The organism is Novosphingobium sp. MMS21-SN21R, assembly GCF_031846015.1.
Classification (GTDB): domain Bacteria; phylum Pseudomonadota; class Alphaproteobacteria; order Sphingomonadales; family Sphingomonadaceae; genus Novosphingobium.
On record NZ_JAVRDU010000001.1, the window covers coordinates 1008381 to 1024014 of the forward strand.

The following is a 15634-nucleotide window of genomic DNA, read 5'->3' on the forward strand; positions in this document are numbered from 1 at the left end:
CGGCGCTCAACCACGTCCCATCAACGCCAGCACTTCCTTGCGGCTGCTGGCATCGCTCAGGAAGCATCCGAGCATCCGGCTGGTGACCATGCCGACCCCGTGCGTCTTCACGCCGCGCCCGGTCATGCAGCCATGCTGCGCTTCGATAACCACGGCAACGCCGTGCGGCTGAAGATTGTCCCAGATGCATTGCGCCACTTCGGCGGTCAGTCGCTCCTGCACCTGCAGGCGCTGGGCATAGCCGTGCAGCACGCGCGCCAGTTTGGAAATGCCGACCACCCGGTCCTTGGGCAGATAGGCGATGGAGGCGGTGCCGGTGATCGGCGCCATATGGTGTTCGCAGTGGCTCTGGAACGGAATGTCGCGCAGCAGCACAACCTCGTCATAGCCGCCCACTTCCTCGAAAGTGCGCGAAAGATGCACGCCGGGATCGCTGGAATAACCGCTGCAATATTCGCGCCACGCCCGCGCCACCCGCTTGGGGGTATCGAGCAGACCCTCGCGCTCAGGCTCGTCGCCAGACCAGCGGATAAGCGTGCGGATTGCGTCCTGCACTTCGGCGGGCACGGCGATCTTGCCGTCTTCGCCGATGACATCGGCCATGCCGGAGGATGCGGCGAGGGAAGGGGAAAGGACGTTCATCGGGGCGGCTCCCGCAGGCGGTAGTGCTGCAATAGTGCCTCCGATGCGCGCCGGGACCCTCAGCAACAACACGGACCAAAGGGCACGGATTGGAATGCCGCCGCGATGTGCCTATATACGGGGTATGTCTATCAACGAGATGATCGCCTCCAGCCCGACGGCCGCCGTCATCAGCAATCCGCGTCTGCCGGACAACCCGATCATTGCCTGCAATGACGCGTTCGTCGAATTGACTGGTTATGGCCGTGACGAGATCATCGGCCGCAACTGTCGCTTCCTGCGCGGCACCGGCACCGAGGACGAGAAAGCGCTGACCTTGCGCGAAGGCATCTGGCGCAAGCAGCCGGTCATGGTCGAGATTCTCAACTACAAGAAGGACGGCACCCCCTTCCGCAACGCAGTCATGGTCGCGCCCATCTTTGATGCGGCAGGCGAACTCGAATACTTCCTCGGCTCGCAGGTCGAGATCGGCGAGGATCAGGCCCAGGCCAACGACGCCCGCCGCAATGGCGCTGCGGAGCGTGTCGAACGCCTCAGCCGCAGGCAGAAGGAAATCCTCGTGCTCATGGCTGCGGGCAAGCTCAACAAGCAGATCGCCTACGAACTGTCCTTGAGCGAACGCACCGTCAAGATGCACCGCTCCGCCGTGCTCAAGGGCCTCGACGTCAAGACCAGCGCCGACGCCATCCGCGTCGCCATCGAAGCAGGGTTCTAACCAGCCGCGCGCCGATCCTGCATCGCCGTAATTGCCGAAGCACCGGCGATCCGGATTTCACACCACACGCCTGTGGTATCGAAATTGAGGTCGATCGACGCGATCCCCGGCTGCGCCTCGAGCAGCTTGCGCCCCAGCCCGCAATAGGCTGGCTCTTCCACGCGGGGCCCGCCTTTTTCGGTCCAGATCACGTAGAGCGTCGAACCGTCAGGCCCCAGAAACCAGTTAAGCTCGACTCGCCCCGTCGCATTCGACAGCGCCCCATGCGCGATCGCGTTCGAGCACAGCTCATGCAGCGCCATGATCAGCGGAATGCAGCTCGCCGCGGGCACCTTGCAAGGCTCCCCACTCAGGCGGATGCGCCCGTCGCGGTCGAACGGCGCGACAGTCTGCCCGGCCATCTGCGGCAGCTGCCCATCGCTCTCCGCACCGATCTGCAGCAGGTCGCTGGAGTTTGCCAGCCCCTCGAGCCGCAGCGAGAACTCCTTGTAGAAATCCATCGGCGATCGCGCGTTCGGCCCGCGCGAGGCAAGCGCCTGGATCATCGTCAACATGCCTCGCACCCGGTGGCGCATTTCGCGGGCGTAGCGCTCCTGCGCGGCGTGAGCATCCTCGACCTCGCGCAGCACGCGGCGCAGCATCGTGCCCATCGTCACGATCATTCCGGCAGAAAACGCGAACATCGCGAAGAACACCACGCGCGCCGTCGTCACTTCGCGGAACCAGGCGCCGCCGCCGAACATGCGCTGCGCAAACATCGCGGTCAGTACCGCAAAGACCACGGCGAACCGCAGCTCCAGCACCAGCGAGGCGATCAGCAGGCTCGGCCAATAGGTCAGGAAAGGCAACCCCAGCGCGCCTGTGTCGAACATCAGGCGCAGCGCCGTCGGCGCGAGGATCAGTCCGGCCACCCACGCCAGTGACTCCGCCGGCGAGCGGTCACGCTGGATGAGGGCGCGGACAAATTCGCTCCGACGCACGTCTCCAGCACTCACCCGTATTCTCCCGATCTGTTGTTCCCTACCGCCGCAAACTGCGCCGGATTATGTCCGATCCGGTGATTTCTAGGCGTAGGCACGGCGTAAGGGCAAGGATTTATACGGTAATTTGGGCATCTTGCGTAAACGGTTAAAGCCTTGAACGGTTTTGTTCACGCGCCGCCTTGCCGCCCATCGGCCATGCCGTAACGTCAGGCAATCTCGGGCACGACGATCCGCCCGGCAGGCGCCAGCCGCAGGGCATCGGCCAGTTCGATCACATCGGCCACGGCGCGCGCTTCGTCCATGGTAAGCCCTTCGAACCCTGGCAGAAATGCCCGGCAGGTCTGGAGCAGGTTGGCGGGCGAGCGTTCAAGCTCCGACCGGTATTCGTCCAGTGTCCGGCACCCATCGATCTCGCGCCAGGCCACGCCGCTGGGTGAGGGGCGTTCGTGATAGGACCACAGCGCCTGAATCGCCCGCTCCACCGCGCCGCGCGCCTGTTCGACCACCGCACCGCCCGCCGCCCGCGCCTTCAGGCGTTGGCGATAGCGGCGCTGACGGTCGGCGTTGGACAATGGCATTTGGTAATTATAGCGATTAACCAAACACTTCGTCACTCCGTTACGTTACTTAGGCTCGCCGCAATCATTGCTCCCGGTCTTTGACCTCGATCAAGGCAAGATTGTATGTGTTGCATATGATTTCCCCCATGCCGGACAGCCAAAGTCCGGCCGGGAGATACAGACATGACCCCTGATTCGGCCCGGAGGCCCCATTCGGAAACGGCAGCAAATGCCATCCGCCAAGCCATTCCGCTGTTCGGCGGCGACCTCGCCCGCCGCGGCTACGAACTCAACGCAATGTGCTTCTCGTTCAACGAAAAGGCCAACCGCGACGCCTTCCTTGCCGACGAGGATGCATACTGCGCCAAATTCGCGCTCACGCCCGAGCAGCGCAAGGCCGTGGCGGACCGCGATGTGCTGGCCATGCTCGATGCCGGCGGCAACGTCTATTACCTCGCCAAGCTGGCTGGAATCTTCGGCCTCGGCGTGCAGGACCTCGGCGCGATGCAGACCGGCATGACGGTCGATGAATTCAAGGCCATGCTCGTCACCTGGGCCGACAAGATCCCCCATAAGGAGAACGCATGATGGCCAATGTGATCGGCGGCTATTTCACCAGCCACGTCCCCGGCATCGGCGGCGCAATCGTGCGCGGCGATCAGGAAACGCCCTACTGGAAACCGTTCTTCGACGGGTTCCCGCCCATCCGCGAATGGCTGGCGCAGGCCAGGCCCGATGTCGCGGTGGTTTTCTCCAATGACCACGGCCTAAACTTCTTCCTCGACAAGATGCCCACGTTCGCGGTCGGCGCGGCGCCCACTTACGACAATGCCGACGAGGGCTGGGGGCTGCCGGTCTACAAAAGCTTCACCGGCCACCCGGCGCTGTCATGGCATGTGATCGACAGCTTGGTGCGCGATGAATTCGATATCACCACCTGCCAGCAGATGCTGGTCGATCACGCCGTGTCGATCCCGTTCGAACTCATTTATCCCGGCGCGGAAAGCTGGCCGATCAAGCTTATCCCGATCTCGATCAACACGGTCCAGTATCCGCTGCCCAGCCCGAAGCGCTGCCTCGCATTGGGCCGCGCTGTCCACCGCGCGCTGCAATCGTGGGGCGGGGACGAACGCATCCTCGTCTGCGGCACTGGCGGCCTCTCGCACCAATTGGACGGCCCGCGCGCCGGGTTCATGAACCCCGATTACGACATGTTCTGTCTGGATAACCTCGCCGCCAACCCGGAAGCGCTGACCGGCCACACTGCCGAGGAAGTTGCGCAGCTCGCCGGCACGCAAGGCGTCGAAATCCTCAACTGGATCGCCGCCCGCGGGGCCATGGGCGACGCTCCGCTCGCCCAGGTCAGCCGCAACTACCACATCCCCATCAGCAACACCGCGGCGGCCAGCCTTTTGCTGGAGCCAGCCTGAATGCGGCGTTCCGCCAAAGGCAGAGGGGATACCCCAATCTTCCTCCCCCGCTTGCGGGAGGGGGCGGGGGAGGGCTTGTTCAGCTACGACGGATGGCAGGTTTGAAAGCTGCAACTAGGCGGTGTGAGCGACAGAAAATGGGTGGCATCCCGACAGTCCGCCATCAAAGCAAAATTACCAGAACCAGACGCCTCAACCCTCACCCATCCTGCTCATTCACCGCCAGCAGCGCCAGTTCGGTGCGATTATCGATCCCCAGCTTCTGGTACATCGTGTGCAGGTAAACTTTCACCGTGCCCTCGCCGATGCCCATTTCCGCGCCGATGTCGCGGTTGCGCATGCCGCGCGCGACGAGCGCCGCAATCTTGCGTTCGCGCGGGTTGAGCTTGCCCAGCGGGCCTTGTGAATCGGGCCTGAGCGACAGGTCGAGCGCGCGCTGGAGGAAGTCCTGCCCGATGGCTTTCTGGCCCGAATGCACGCGGTCGAGCACATCGACCAGCCCGTCCTCGGCCCCATCCTTCGAAACGATCCCGTCCACCCCTGCGCGCATCACCGACATCAGCTGCCGGTCGTTGATCTCGGCGGTCAGCAGCACGACCTTGCGCTTGTCGCCGCGCTCGCGCAGCGCTTCGAGCGTCTGCACGCCGTTCATGCCGGGCATGTTGATGTCGAGCAGCACGATCGCTGGATCGTGCGTCTTGATCGCGTCCAATGTTTCCTCGCCGCTCGCCGTCGCTGCCACGATCGAGAAGCGCGTGCCGCGCAGCACCGCTTCAACGCCTGCGCGGATGAAGCCATGATCGTCGGCGACAAGAACGGGTATCATGCGGGTTCTCCGGATCGGATGGCAATCTCGAGCCGAGCGCCACGATTGTTGCTTTGCATGTTGAAAGTCCCGCCCAGTGCTTCCACCCGCTCGGTGATGGATCGTGGGCGGATCGTTTCGGGCTGTAGCGGGAAACCGGTCCCGTCGTCATCTATCCGAAGGTTAAGCATACCCGATTCCTGGGCAAGTTCCACACGCACCTTGCGGCATTTGCCATGGCGCACCGCATTGGCAATCGCCTCGCGCACCAATTGGCGGATTTCATGGCTAAGCTGGACCGGGACCGGCATCGGCTTATCGGGCATGACCAGTTCGGTCTCGATGTGCCAGTGCAGGCCCGCCTCGTTCAGCAGGTCGCGCAATTCGTCGGCCATTTCGGTGCGCCGGTTGCCTTCCTCGCCCCGGCGCAGGCGTTCGATCAGCAGGCGCAACTGGCCCTGTTCGCGCCGCAGCGCATTCTTGATCGAATCGATCTCGCCTTCGGGATCGTTGCCCTCGCGGATCCAGCGACGCAGCGCCTCCAGCCGGAACAGCGTGCCCGCAAGGAACTGCGCCACGCTGTCATGCAGATCGCGCGCAACCGCATGGCGCACGCCGGTTTCGGCGGCGCTGCGCGCCAGTGTCGCCATTTCCTCGCGGTCCAGCGCGGCACCGATCTGTTCGGCCATTGTGTGCATGATGCGCAAGTCGTCCGGGCCAAGCGAGTTGCACTCCCATGCCAGCATTTGTCCGGCGCCGGTTGCACTGTGCACTGGCACGACAATACCTTCGTCAATGCAGAACTCTCCGGCCAGCGAGGATGTCACTTCCCCGCTGCGGGCAATGACACCAGTGCCGTCAAGCATGAGCAGCCGCTTCTTGCTCACGCTGAAAATGGCTGCCGATGGTGCCTCGCTCCATTCCTCTTCGAAACGGTCAGGACCGGCGCGCTCCGACGTGATGCGGCCCATGGACAGGCGGCGCAATTCGACCCAGGGTTCCTCGTTGCCCCCGAAAGCCAGGACGACATGCCGTGCCCCCAGCAAGCTCGCGGTCAGATCGAGTGCTGAATCGAGCAGTCCGTCGCGCCGCTCGCCCAGCAGACCCGGAGGGTCGGGAAAGTCGATCGCCCGCCCCGTCCCGCGCGACATGCTCAGCCAGATCAGGATGCCCGAGAGCAGGATCATGTAAAGGATGCGCCGGGTGAAGCGGAACAGATCGATCTGGATGCCGAGTTCGTAAAGCGCGACGCCGAACGCAAAGTTGGCAATCAGCAGGATGGCTGCGGTCAAGGCCGTCGCGCGCCAGTTCCAGCGCACCATCGCGGCCACCAGCAGAAATGCGGCAAAGGCCAGGAACGGGCTCTGGAATTCGGTGAACGGACTTTCGGTGAAATAGACCGCCGATACGAACACGGCGATATCGATGCCCTGCGCCAGCGGAGCCAGCCTGAAATCGAACCACCAGCTGCGCCAGGCGATGATCATCAGCACGGCGGTCCAGACAAGGTAACCGCTGGCCAGATAATATCCGCCAGCCACGCCGCGCACTGGCACCGCAGGATCCAGCCACAACGCAAGCAGGAACGACAGGGCAAGGATGGCCCTGCCGGTTGCAATCACTCTCCCCGTCCGCCGCGCCAGTGAACTGCCGTACAAATTCCACCCTCCGATTCGCCGGATATACACTGCACCACCTGTGCTGCGGCGAACAGCACTGCCTCCGGGGCAGGCGCGAATCCGGTCAATTGTGGCCGACTTGTCCGGATCGGGACAATCGCTGGGCTTGGAGTTGCGAAAGTGTGTTTGGAAAACCAATTCGTTTAAGGCACAATGACTTGGCGGAGCGTTTACCTTCTTCCTTCACGGTAACCGACTCTCGGGGGTGCGACTTACAATGATGGTTGATGGCGATTTGATGGACAATCCGTTGTTGGAGCTGACAGCCAAGCAGCGCGAAGTCCTTGATCTCTTGATACAACACAAGACGTCAAAGGAGATATCCCGCCTCCTTGGCATTTCCCCGCACACTGTCGATCAGCGCATCATGCTCGCCCGCGCCAAGCTTGGCGTCGGCACGCGCGGTGAGGTCGCACAGGCCTATCGCCGCCTGCTCGAGATATGCGAACAACCCGTATATGGACTTTCCCATGTAGGCTTTCCGCCACTTCCGGCCGAAACGTCTGAGCGGGACGACGTTGGTGTCGACCGGTCCGGAACTGGGACATTGCCTCTGGCGCCACAAGCGACCGGGATCGAAGGCAAGGTTTCAGGCTCCACGCCAGGCGGGTATGATCCGCAAGGCAAGGACGGGATCGTTTACCACCACGTTCTCCCGGAGACGTTCGACGGGCCGTATGGCACCTTGATGCGACTGGGTTTCATTGTCGCAATCACGGCGCTGCTGATCCTGATCGTGCTTGGGGGCTTGAGCATGTTTGCCGAGTTGTCCTCGCTGCTCGATCGCTGATCGGACTTCGGGCTCGCAGGCAGTCTCCTTTCGTCAACCGGGTGACCGGCGCGGGGGCGCCGCCACCCTGATCTGAAAGGGGCCCTTTGCGGAAACGCGAGGGGTGGGAGCTACAATGATCAATTCCAATCTTGTCACCGTACACGGCATCCGCATCACCCGTGACCTTCACGAAACCGAAGCCGCCATCGACGAGGCGCTGATCCGTCAGGCCAACCTTCTGGCCACGATGGTCCGGGCACGCCGCGAATCGCCGGTCGGCGCCTTCACCGGGCAGGAGGCGCTGCTGCGCCTCGCCGCCAGCCAGAAGGCGATGCTCGACGCCAGCAACGAAATCGCCCGCGTTCACGGCAAGCTGCTCGACGTCGGCCGCGAACTCGGCAGCGGCGGGGTGGATGACTGCCCGCCCAAGGGCTCGCTCGAAACCGCCGGCAATGCCGTCACCTTGGTCCGCGCGGCCTGATCGCTACCAGCCGTTCCTGAAACGGACTCAGGGGAATGAACTTGATCTGGGTGTTTCGTCTGGCGATTGCGGCAGTACTGGCCTTCACCTTCCGCAAGGGAGGCGAGCCTGAACGACTGGTCGCATCCGTCCTCGCAACAACGACACTGGTTGATCTGGTAAACCACGCGATGTTCGGGGAGCCTGCGTTTTTCGCAGTCAATCCCGGACATCTCGTGATCGACAGCTGGGCGATGATCGCGCTGCTGTGGATCGCGCTCCGGGCCAACCGGGGCTGGCCGCTTCTGGTCAGCGCGGCACAGATCATCGTGGTGCTGGGCCACCTGTCGAAGATCGTCGAACTTTCCCTGGTCCGCTACGGCTATTTTGCGATGACGCAGATGCCGTTGAACATCCAGCTTGCAGCCCTGCTGCTCGGCACCGTCGCTCATGTGCGGCGCGAAGAGCTGGTCGGCCGCTACCATTCGTGGCGGCTCGATCGCAGCGCGATGTAACCGTGCGGTGCCTTGGGGAAGGCACCGGACAGAAGCCCGACACACCTGTTTCAAACCGACAAACCTGCCGTCAATCCGGGGGAGCAATCAACATGACTGTACGTTCCATGCGGGCAACAACCACGCGGGCCACCATCACCACGATCGGACGTCGCAGCGCACCGCGCCTGGTCGAGCCTGCCAAGACTGCCGAAACGCTCGATCCGGCGCTGATCGTCCACCACCTCGCCGTGGCCCGCGAGATCTACGCCGAGCGCCGCCGCCGCCACAAGTTCCTGCCCGCCGACCTGTTCGGCGAGCCGACCTGGGACATCCTGCTCGACCTCTACATCGCCGCGCGTGAAGAGCGCCGCGTGCCCACCACCAGCGCCTGCATCGGCGCGCATGTGCCGCCGACCACCGCCTTGCGCTGGCTGCGCATCCTCGAAGCGCGCGGCCTGATCGAGCGTGAGGACGATGGCCGTGATGGCCGCCGCACGTTTGTCCGCCTCACCTGGCGGGGCCTTGCGGCGATGGATGCCAGTCTCGCCAGCCTGCGCAAGAACATCGGGCGCGTCCTCGCCCACGATCCCGACCGGCACCTCCCGGCGGGTTGACCGTTCCCCGGAAGGCCGGACGGAAGTTGCACCCCCTCCGTCCGGCCGACCGGGTAAGCGCCGTCAGGGCAGAATCCAGCGCACCGCGCCGCTGTAGCTGCCCGCCGCCGGCATGCCGTCGCTGCCCAGGGCTGGGGTGAAGCGCGCCCGCGCGCTGACTTTGGCACACGTCGCGGCATCCAGATCGGCCGAGCCGCTGGATCCGGTGACCTCGCAGCCCGTCACCCGCCCGTCAGGCCCGATCGCCAGCCTGAACCGCGTCACGCCTTCGCGCTCTTCGCGGATCGCCGCGCTCGGATAGTCGCGGTCCGAAACCCACGATCCCGGCGCAGACTTCGGCGCAGCACCGCGCACGCTATAGCTTGGGGTCGCCGATGGCAGGGGTGAGGGCTGGGGCTTCGGTTCGATCACCAGGTCGCCCGCTGGTGGAATTTCCGGCACGTCGATCTCGCGGATCGTGAATCCCGGATCGGCCTTCGCCAGCACGATGTCCGGCTTCGGCGCGACCACCGTCCGGTCGGTGCGCGCTTCCGGGGGCTTCACATCGGGCGGCGCGATCGGTGTGATTTTCACCTCGTCCTGCCACTGCCTGGCCACCAGCGTATCGCGCACGATGTTCACCACGCCGCCGGCAAAGCCCGACGCAATCGCCCAGATGCCAGCGCCATGCAGAAGGGCGACTGCCACGAAAGTCTGCGCCCGCTTCCTGCCCGTGTCTTCGATGAGATAAGCCATATGCAACACCTCTCCGTTGCCGTCGCCCCGTGCTGTCACAGCGGGAACGCGTTCCGGAACAAGGCCTCGCTTGGCAGCGAACCCTGCCGGAAGAGGTGCCCCGCACAGGCAGGGCGATCGGTAACAATGGAAACTATACCCGAACGCGGTCCGTCGCCACAAAAATCTCAACCAATTCGATAGATATTGATTATAACTGTCACCCGCTCTGCGCGGCGACATCGCGCATCTGCTCGCGCAGCCACACCAGCCCGGGATCGCCTGCCCGGGCTTCGTGAAACTGGATCATCTCGTTCATCCTCGGGAACGCGAAGGGCATCGGCGCCCAGGCCAGGTTGAAGCGACGGGCAATCTGCCGCACCAACCGCTCGTGCAGCACCGCCAGCCGCGCGGTGCCCTCGATGAACCACGGTGCCGAGGCAAAGCTGCCAACCGTCACTTCAACCTGCCGATCGCGCCCCATCCGCGACAGGGTCGAATCCGCAAAGGCGGGTGTTCGATCCGCCCCGAACTGGACGGTTACATGCCCCGCAGCATAGAAATCCTCTTCGGTAATTCCTTGCGCGAAAACCGGATTCTCCGCCCAGCCGACCACCACCTGCTCTTCGGCAAACAGGATTTCGCTCGGATGCCAGGCCGAAAGAAATGCCTCGGGCGTCACCAGCAGGTCGGCGCGCGCCGCCTCGAGTTCGGCGATGCTGTGCTCGTTGGGCAGGATGATCTCCACCCGCACGCCCGGCGCGATCCGCGCGAACCGCTCGATCAGCGGCACCAGCACTGCCACCATGATGTAATCCGATCCTATGATGCGGAACCTGCGTGTCGAGGTGGCCGGATCGAACGTCGTCGGCGTGGCAATCGCGCGCTCGATCCCCCGCAGCGTCTGCTGGATCTGCGGATGCAGCGCTTCGGCAAAGGGCGTGGGGTGCATCCGTTTGCCCACCGAGACCACGATGTCATCACCGAAGTATTCGCGGATGCGCCGCAGCGCTGCGCTGGTGGCCGGCTGGGTCAGCCCGATCCGCTCCGCTGCACGGGTAACGCTATGCGTCTCCATCAGCGCGTCGAACACCACAAGCAGGTTGAGATCGAGACCCTTGAAGCGCATCTGCGGCCCTTGGCGACTGGCCTGCTGTCAATCAGGCGATGAATGAATTCCCTGCCTGAACACAAATCGTGCTGATTGTGAAGCGCCCCTCTATTGGCCGCCACTCTCCACAAGTCCGCCGCCCAACGCGCGGTAAAGCTCCACCATGTTGGCCTCACGGGTCACCCGCGCGCTCACCAGCGCCTGCCGCGCGTTGTAAAGCGTGCGCTGCGCATCCAGCGGCTCAAGGTAATTGGCGATCCCCGCGTCGTAGCGCGCCTGCGAAAGCCGGTATGCCGTCGCTGCATTGGCCTCCAGCGAGGCTTGCGCAGTCAGCTTGTCGCCAATCGTCCCGCGCCGGGCAAGCGCGTCGGCCACCTCGCGGAAGGCCGACTGGATTGCGCGCTCATATGCCGCCAGAGCAGCAACGCGCGCGGCCTTGGCAGCGGCCAGATTGCTGGCGGTCGCCCCGCCGTCAAAAATGGTCTGCCGCACATTGCCGCTCACGCTTTTCTGGAAGTTCGCGCCATCGAAAAGCGCGCCAAGGCTGCCACTGGCAAAGCCGAGCAGCCCGGTAAGCGAGATTGCCGGGAAGAACGCCGCTCGCGCCGCACCGATGTCCGCATACGATCCACGCAAGTCATGTTCCGCTGCCAGCACATCGGGACGCCGCAACAGCACTTGCGATGAAAGCCCGACCGGCAGCGCGGCAAGCAGGTGGTCACCGGTCCCCAGGGTCGTCGGCAGCAGCTCGCCAGCAACCGGTCCGCCTGTCAAAAGGTCGAGCGCATTGCGCGCCTGCGCAAGGCTGGTCTTGAAATCGGCCACGTCGGCCTCGGCGCTGTTCACCGCCGTCGTCGCGCTGGCCACGTCCAGCTTGGTGCCGATGCCGTTTGCCTCGCGCCGGGTATTCACCGTCAGCGTCTGCCGCCGCGATACCAGCGTTTCCTCGGCAATGCGCAAGGCATCCGCCGTCGCAGCATAGCTCAGCCACGCGCTCGCGGTCTCGGCAATCAGGGTGATCTGCGTTGCCTTGCGGCCTTCGTCGGTCGCAAGATAGGCCTGAAACGCCGATGCGCTCTGGTTGCGCAGCCGCCCGAACAGATCGATTTCATAAGCGCTGACGCCAGCCTGAACCGAGAAGTTGTCGATCACCCGTGCGCTGCTGCCACGCGTTTCCGAAGCGCTCCCGGTCGCACCGATCGCCGGGATCAGGCTAGACCGTTCCACGCGGTAGAGCGCTCGCGCCCGTTCCACATTGGCCAGCGCCACGCGCAAGTCGCGGTTGTCCGTCAGTGCCTTGGCGATAACTTGCTGCAAACGCGCGTCGGTAAAGAACGCACGCCAGCCCAGCGCATCGGCGGCGGTGTCGCCTGCGGGCAGGGCAGGGTAGGCCTCCCCTTGCGGCAGGTCCGGCGCAACCGGCGCTTCCGGCCTGACATAGGTCGGTGCAAGGTTGCATGCTGCCAGCGCCAAGGCTGGAAGCCCTGCAAAAATCAGGCGCAGCTTCATGCCGGTTGCTCCTGCATGGCGGCGTCCGGTTCGGGCTTGGTCTTGCGATTGAACAGGCTCTTCACCAGCACGAAGAACAGCGGCACGAGGAATATGGCCAGCAGCGTCGCCGATAGCATGCCGCCCATCACCCCGGTGCCGATGGCCTGCCGTCCGTTGGCACCTGCGCCGCCTGCAATCACCAGTGGCACCACGCCTGCGATGAAGGCCACGCTGGTCATGATGATCGGGCGCAGCCGCAGTCTCGCGCCTTCAAGCGCAGCGGCAACCGGGTCCACCCCGCGCGCCATCGCCGCTTCGGCAAACTCCACGATCAGGATCGCATTCTTGGCGGAAAGCCCGATTGTCGTCAGCAGCGCCACCTGGAAATAGATGTCGTTGCTGAAGCCCCGGATCGTCACCGCCAGCACTGCACCCACGATCCCCAGCGGGATCACCAGCAGCACCGCCACCGGCACTGACCAGCTTTCATAAAGTGCAGCGAGGCACAGGAAGATGAAGAACACCGAGGCGCCATAGAGCAGCAGCGACTGACTCGAAGCCGCCCGCTCCTGATAGGACAAGCCGCTCCACGCCACCGCGAAGTTGCCGTTCAACTGCTCTGCATTTGCTTCCATGACTTTCATCGCATCGCCCGAGCTTACCCCCGGTGCGCCGCTACCCTGCAATTGCTGCGCAGCAATGCCGTTGAAGCGGTCAAGCCGCACCGCCCCTTGCGTCCAGTGCGATGTGGCAAAGGCGGAGAATGGCGCCATCTGTCCGCCGCTCCCGCGCACGTACCACTGGCCAAGATCGGCTGGCTCGTTGCGATAGGGCGCATCGCCCTGCACATAGACGCGCTTGACCCGGCCCCGGTCGACAAAGTCGTTCACGTAAAGCCCGCCCCACGCGATCGACAGCGTCGAGTTCGCGTTCGCCGGTGAAACCTGAAAAGCGGTCAGCGCGTCGTCGTCGATGTCGACTTTCAATTGCGGGGTATCTTCAAGCCCGCTCAGCCGCACTTGCGCCAGCTTCGGGCTTTCCCCGGCCAGCTGGGTCAGTTGCCGCCGTGCGGCCGTCAGCGCCTCGCGTCCCGCACCGGCGGCGTCCTGCAGCCACATCTCGAAGCCGCCCGAACTGCCAAGCCCGCGGATCGGCGGCGGGTCGAGCACGAAGATCTGCGCGTCGCGCGACTGCTTGAAATGCGCGTTCAGGCGTTCGGCAATCGCGGCCGCACTCTGGTCCGCGCCTTTGCGCTCGTCCCATTCCTTGAGCAGCAGGAAGCCTTGCCCGGCATTCTGTGCAGAACCAGATTGCCCGCGCCCCATCACCACGAACACCGCGCGCACGTTTTCGCTCTCGGTCTTGTTGATGTAGTCGGAAATTTCGCTCGCCACCGCGCGCGTCTGCTCTGCCGTCGAACCCACTGGCAGCTGATAGTTGAGCGAAAGGTTGCCCTGATCTTCGGCGGGCAGGAAACTGGTCGGCAGCCGCACGTAAAGCAGCACCATCGCCACGCAGACCGCCGCGAACACGCCAAGCCAAGGCGCAGGCCGCCCGACGATCTTCGCCAGTCGTCCGCGATACCTGTTCTCTAGCTTCGCATATCCGCCATTGAACGCTGCGAAGAACCGGCCCTTGGGCTTCTCGTGATCGGCAACGGGCTTCAGCAGCGTCGCGCAAAGTGCGGGCGTGAAGATCAGCGCAACCATCACCGAAAGCACCATTGCCGACACGATTGTCACCGAGAACTGGCGGTAGATTGCCCCGGTCGATCCGCCGAAGAATGCCATCGGCACGAACACAGCGGTCAGCACCAGCGTGATCCCGATCAGCGCCGAGGTGATCTCGTCCATCGATTTGACCGTCGCTTCCAGCGGCCCGAGCTTTTCCTCGTGCATCACCCGCTCGACGTTCTCGACCACCACGATCGCGTCATCCACCAGCAGCCCGATGGCCAGCACCACCCCGAACATCGTCAGCGTGTTGATCGTATAGCCCGCAAGGCTCAGCACCCCGAACGTGCCGAGCAGCACCACCGGCACCGCAATCGCCGGGATCAGGGTCGCGCGCCAGCTTTGCAGGAACACGAACATCACGATCACCACCAGCACGATCGCCTCGAACAGCGACCACACCACTTCCTCGATCGACAGCTTCACGAACGTGCTGCTGTCGCGCGGATAGGCGGTGGCATATCCCGCAGGCAGATCGGTCGAGAGTTCCGCCACCTTGGCCTTGACCAGTTCGGCGGTCTTCATCGCGTTCGCGCCCGAGGCGAGGCTGATCGACAGGCCCGTGGCGGGCATGCCGTTGAACCGGCTGAGCGAACCGTAGCTTTCCTCGCCCATCTCGACCCGCGCCACGTCCTTGAGCTTGACCACCGAACCGTCGACATTGGTCTTGACCACCACGTTTTCGAACTGCTCGGGCGTCTCCAGCCGTGACCGCGCGGTCACCGTCGCATTCAGCCGCTGTCCCTCGGGTGAGGGATTGCCGCCGATTTCGCCCGCCGCCACTTGCGTATTCTGCGCCTGCAGCGCCGCCGTCACGTCCGACGGGATCAGTTGCACCGCCGCCAGCCGTACCGGATCGAGCCAGACCCGCATAGCGAACGACCCGCCGAACACCTGCGAATTGCCCACGCCCTCGACGCGCGAAAGCGGGTCCTGGAAATGCGTCGTCAGGTAATCCGAAATGTCGGAATTGGTCGCACGCCCGGTCGTGTCATAGATCGATACGACCATGAGCTGGTCGGATTGCGCCTTGTTGACGTTCACGCCCTGCTGCTGGACCACCGCAGGCAACCGGCTCACCGCGCGCGAGATCGCGTTCTGCACCTGCACTTGCGCGGTATCAGGATCGGTGCCCTTGTCGAATGTCACCGTGATGCTCGCGGACCCGTTGGACGAATTCGAGTTGAAATAGAGCATCCCGTCCAGCCCCTTGAGCTGCTGCTCGAGGATCTGCGTCACGCTGTTCTCGACCGTCGACGCGTCCGCGCCGCCATACGTCGCGTTGATCGAGACAGTCGGCGGCGCGATGTCGGGATATTGCTCCACTCCCATCGTCGTGACGGAGAACAATCCCCCTGCCATGATGACGATGGCGAGCACCCAGGCAAAGATCGGCCGGTGCGCGAAGAACCGTGAAATCATCCGGGC

16 protein-coding genes are annotated in these 15634 nt (G+C 64.0%); 7 read left to right on the forward strand and 9 right to left on the reverse strand.

Going from position 1 to position 15634, the window contains the following annotated elements:
* Nucleotides 1-6 precede the first annotated feature (6 nt).
* A complete protein-coding gene (folE, locus tag RM192_RS04785) occupies nt 7-603 on the reverse strand; it encodes a GTP cyclohydrolase I FolE (protein ID WP_311508569.1) in 597 nt (198 codons plus the stop codon).
* 163 nt (nt 604-766) lie between these two features.
* On the opposite strand from folE, the gene RM192_RS04790 reads away from it, so the two are divergent.
* Nucleotides 767-1357 (forward strand): LuxR C-terminal-related transcriptional regulator, encoded by a 591-nt coding sequence (locus tag RM192_RS04790; protein ID WP_311506429.1) that lies wholly within the window; start codon nt 767-769, stop codon nt 1355-1357.
* Here the strand turns inward: RM192_RS04790 and RM192_RS04795 are convergent.
* Nucleotides 1354-2352, reverse strand: a complete 999-nt coding sequence (locus RM192_RS04795) for an HWE histidine kinase domain-containing protein (RefSeq protein ID WP_311506430.1) — start codon at nt 2350-2352, stop codon at nt 1354-1356. The two genes, RM192_RS04790 and RM192_RS04795, sit on opposite strands and share 4 nt — an antisense overlap.
* A gap of 194 nt (nt 2353-2546) precedes the next feature.
* A complete protein-coding gene (locus RM192_RS04800; protein ID WP_311506431.1) occupies nt 2547-2918 on the reverse strand; it encodes a hypothetical protein in 372 nt (123 codons plus the stop codon).
* Between the two features lie 165 nt (nt 2919-3083).
* Between RM192_RS04800 and RM192_RS04805 the strand changes: the two genes are divergently transcribed.
* Entirely contained in the window at nt 3084-3488 is a 405-nt protein-coding gene (locus RM192_RS04805) for a protocatechuate 4,5-dioxygenase subunit alpha (protein ID WP_311506432.1), read from the forward strand.
* A complete protein-coding gene (locus tag RM192_RS04810) occupies nt 3488-4330 on the forward strand; it encodes a class III extradiol dioxygenase family protein (RefSeq protein ID WP_311506433.1) in 843 nt (280 codons plus the stop codon). The genes RM192_RS04805 and RM192_RS04810 overlap by 1 nt, the downstream gene beginning before the upstream one ends.
* Before the next feature lie 199 nt (nt 4331-4529).
* Here RM192_RS04810 and RM192_RS04815 read toward each other — a convergent pair whose 3' ends face one another.
* Together RM192_RS04815 and RM192_RS04820 are read right to left on the reverse strand one after the other, a co-directional pair.
* On the reverse strand, nt 4530-5156 hold the full coding sequence (locus tag RM192_RS04815; RefSeq protein WP_311506434.1) for a response regulator transcription factor: 627 nt from the start codon (nt 5154-5156) through the stop codon (nt 4530-4532).
* The gene (locus tag RM192_RS04820; protein ID WP_311506435.1) at nt 5153-6757 is read right to left on the reverse strand and encodes a histidine kinase; all 1605 of its coding nucleotides are present in this window, start codon (nt 6755-6757) and stop codon (nt 5153-5155) included. Before RM192_RS04820 ends, RM192_RS04815 begins: the two co-directional genes overlap by 4 nt.
* A gap of 295 nt (nt 6758-7052) precedes the next feature.
* On the opposite strand from RM192_RS04820, the gene RM192_RS04825 reads away from it, so the two are divergent.
* From RM192_RS04825 to RM192_RS04840, 4 genes are all read left to right on the forward strand, one after another.
* Nucleotides 7053-7604 (forward strand): helix-turn-helix transcriptional regulator, encoded by a 552-nt coding sequence (locus tag RM192_RS04825; protein ID WP_311506436.1) that lies wholly within the window; start codon nt 7053-7055, stop codon nt 7602-7604.
* A 115-nt stretch (nt 7605-7719) separates the two neighbouring features.
* Nucleotides 7720-8067 (forward strand): hypothetical protein, encoded by a 348-nt coding sequence (locus RM192_RS04830; protein WP_311506437.1) that lies wholly within the window; start codon nt 7720-7722, stop codon nt 8065-8067.
* 35 nt (nt 8068-8102) lie between these two features.
* The gene (locus RM192_RS04835) at nt 8103-8561 is read left to right on the forward strand and encodes a hypothetical protein (RefSeq protein WP_311506438.1); all 459 of its coding nucleotides are present in this window, start codon (nt 8103-8105) and stop codon (nt 8559-8561) included.
* Between the two features lie 92 nt (nt 8562-8653).
* Complete coding sequence (locus tag RM192_RS04840; protein WP_311506439.1) at nt 8654-9157, forward strand: winged helix DNA-binding protein; 504 nt, start codon at nt 8654-8656, stop codon at nt 9155-9157.
* Nucleotides 9158-9220: 63 nt separating this feature from the next.
* Here RM192_RS04840 and RM192_RS04845 read toward each other — a convergent pair whose 3' ends face one another.
* The 4 genes from RM192_RS04845 to RM192_RS04860 form a co-directional block, all read right to left on the reverse strand.
* Nucleotides 9221-9892, reverse strand: coding sequence for a TonB family protein (locus tag RM192_RS04845; protein WP_311506440.1), 672 nt, complete (start codon nt 9890-9892; stop codon nt 9221-9223).
* A 199-nt stretch (nt 9893-10091) separates the two neighbouring features.
* Complete coding sequence (locus RM192_RS04850; protein ID WP_311506441.1) at nt 10092-11000, reverse strand: LysR family transcriptional regulator; 909 nt, start codon at nt 10998-11000, stop codon at nt 10092-10094.
* 90 nt (nt 11001-11090) lie between these two features.
* Nucleotides 11091-12491 (reverse strand): efflux transporter outer membrane subunit, encoded by a 1401-nt coding sequence (locus RM192_RS04855; RefSeq protein WP_311506442.1) that lies wholly within the window; start codon nt 12489-12491, stop codon nt 11091-11093.
* On the reverse strand, nt 12488-15628 hold the full coding sequence (locus tag RM192_RS04860; RefSeq protein ID WP_311506443.1) for an efflux RND transporter permease subunit: 3141 nt from the start codon (nt 15626-15628) through the stop codon (nt 12488-12490). Before RM192_RS04860 ends, RM192_RS04855 begins: the two co-directional genes overlap by 4 nt.
* Nucleotides 15629-15634 lie beyond the last annotated feature (6 nt).

Bases quoted from the DNA above. Each gene is read 5' to 3' on its own strand.
- folE (WP_311508569.1), bottom strand. From the start codon at position 603: ATGGCCGATGTCATCGGCGAAGACGGCAAGATCGCCGTGCCCGCCGAA.
- RM192_RS04790 (WP_311506429.1), top strand. From the start codon at position 767: ATGTCTATCAACGAGATGATCGCCTCCAGCCCGACGGCCGCCGTCATC.
- RM192_RS04800 (WP_311506431.1), bottom strand. From the start codon at position 2,918: ATGCCATTGTCCAACGCCGACCGTCAGCGCCGCTATCGCCAACGCCTG.
- RM192_RS04805 (WP_311506432.1), top strand. From the start codon at position 3,084: ATGACCCCTGATTCGGCCCGGAGGCCCCATTCGGAAACGGCAGCAAAT.
- RM192_RS04810 (WP_311506433.1), top strand. From the start codon at position 3,488: ATGGCCAATGTGATCGGCGGCTATTTCACCAGCCACGTCCCCGGCATC.
- RM192_RS04815 (WP_311506434.1), bottom strand. From the start codon at position 5,156: ATGATACCCGTTCTTGTCGCCGACGATCATGGCTTCATCCGCGCAGGC.
- RM192_RS04825 (WP_311506436.1), top strand. From the start codon at position 7,053: ATGGACAATCCGTTGTTGGAGCTGACAGCCAAGCAGCGCGAAGTCCTT.
- RM192_RS04830 (WP_311506437.1), top strand. From the start codon at position 7,720: ATGATCAATTCCAATCTTGTCACCGTACACGGCATCCGCATCACCCGT.
- RM192_RS04835 (WP_311506438.1), top strand. From the start codon at position 8,103: ATGAACTTGATCTGGGTGTTTCGTCTGGCGATTGCGGCAGTACTGGCC.
- RM192_RS04840 (WP_311506439.1), top strand. From the start codon at position 8,654: ATGACTGTACGTTCCATGCGGGCAACAACCACGCGGGCCACCATCACC.
- RM192_RS04845 (WP_311506440.1), bottom strand. From the start codon at position 9,892: ATGGCTTATCTCATCGAAGACACGGGCAGGAAGCGGGCGCAGACTTTC.
- RM192_RS04850 (WP_311506441.1), bottom strand. From the start codon at position 11,000: ATGCGCTTCAAGGGTCTCGATCTCAACCTGCTTGTGGTGTTCGACGCG.
- RM192_RS04855 (WP_311506442.1), bottom strand. From the start codon at position 12,491: ATGAAGCTGCGCCTGATTTTTGCAGGGCTTCCAGCCTTGGCGCTGGCA.
- RM192_RS04860 (WP_311506443.1), bottom strand. From the start codon at position 15,628: ATGATTTCACGGTTCTTCGCGCACCGGCCGATCTTTGCCTGGGTGCTC.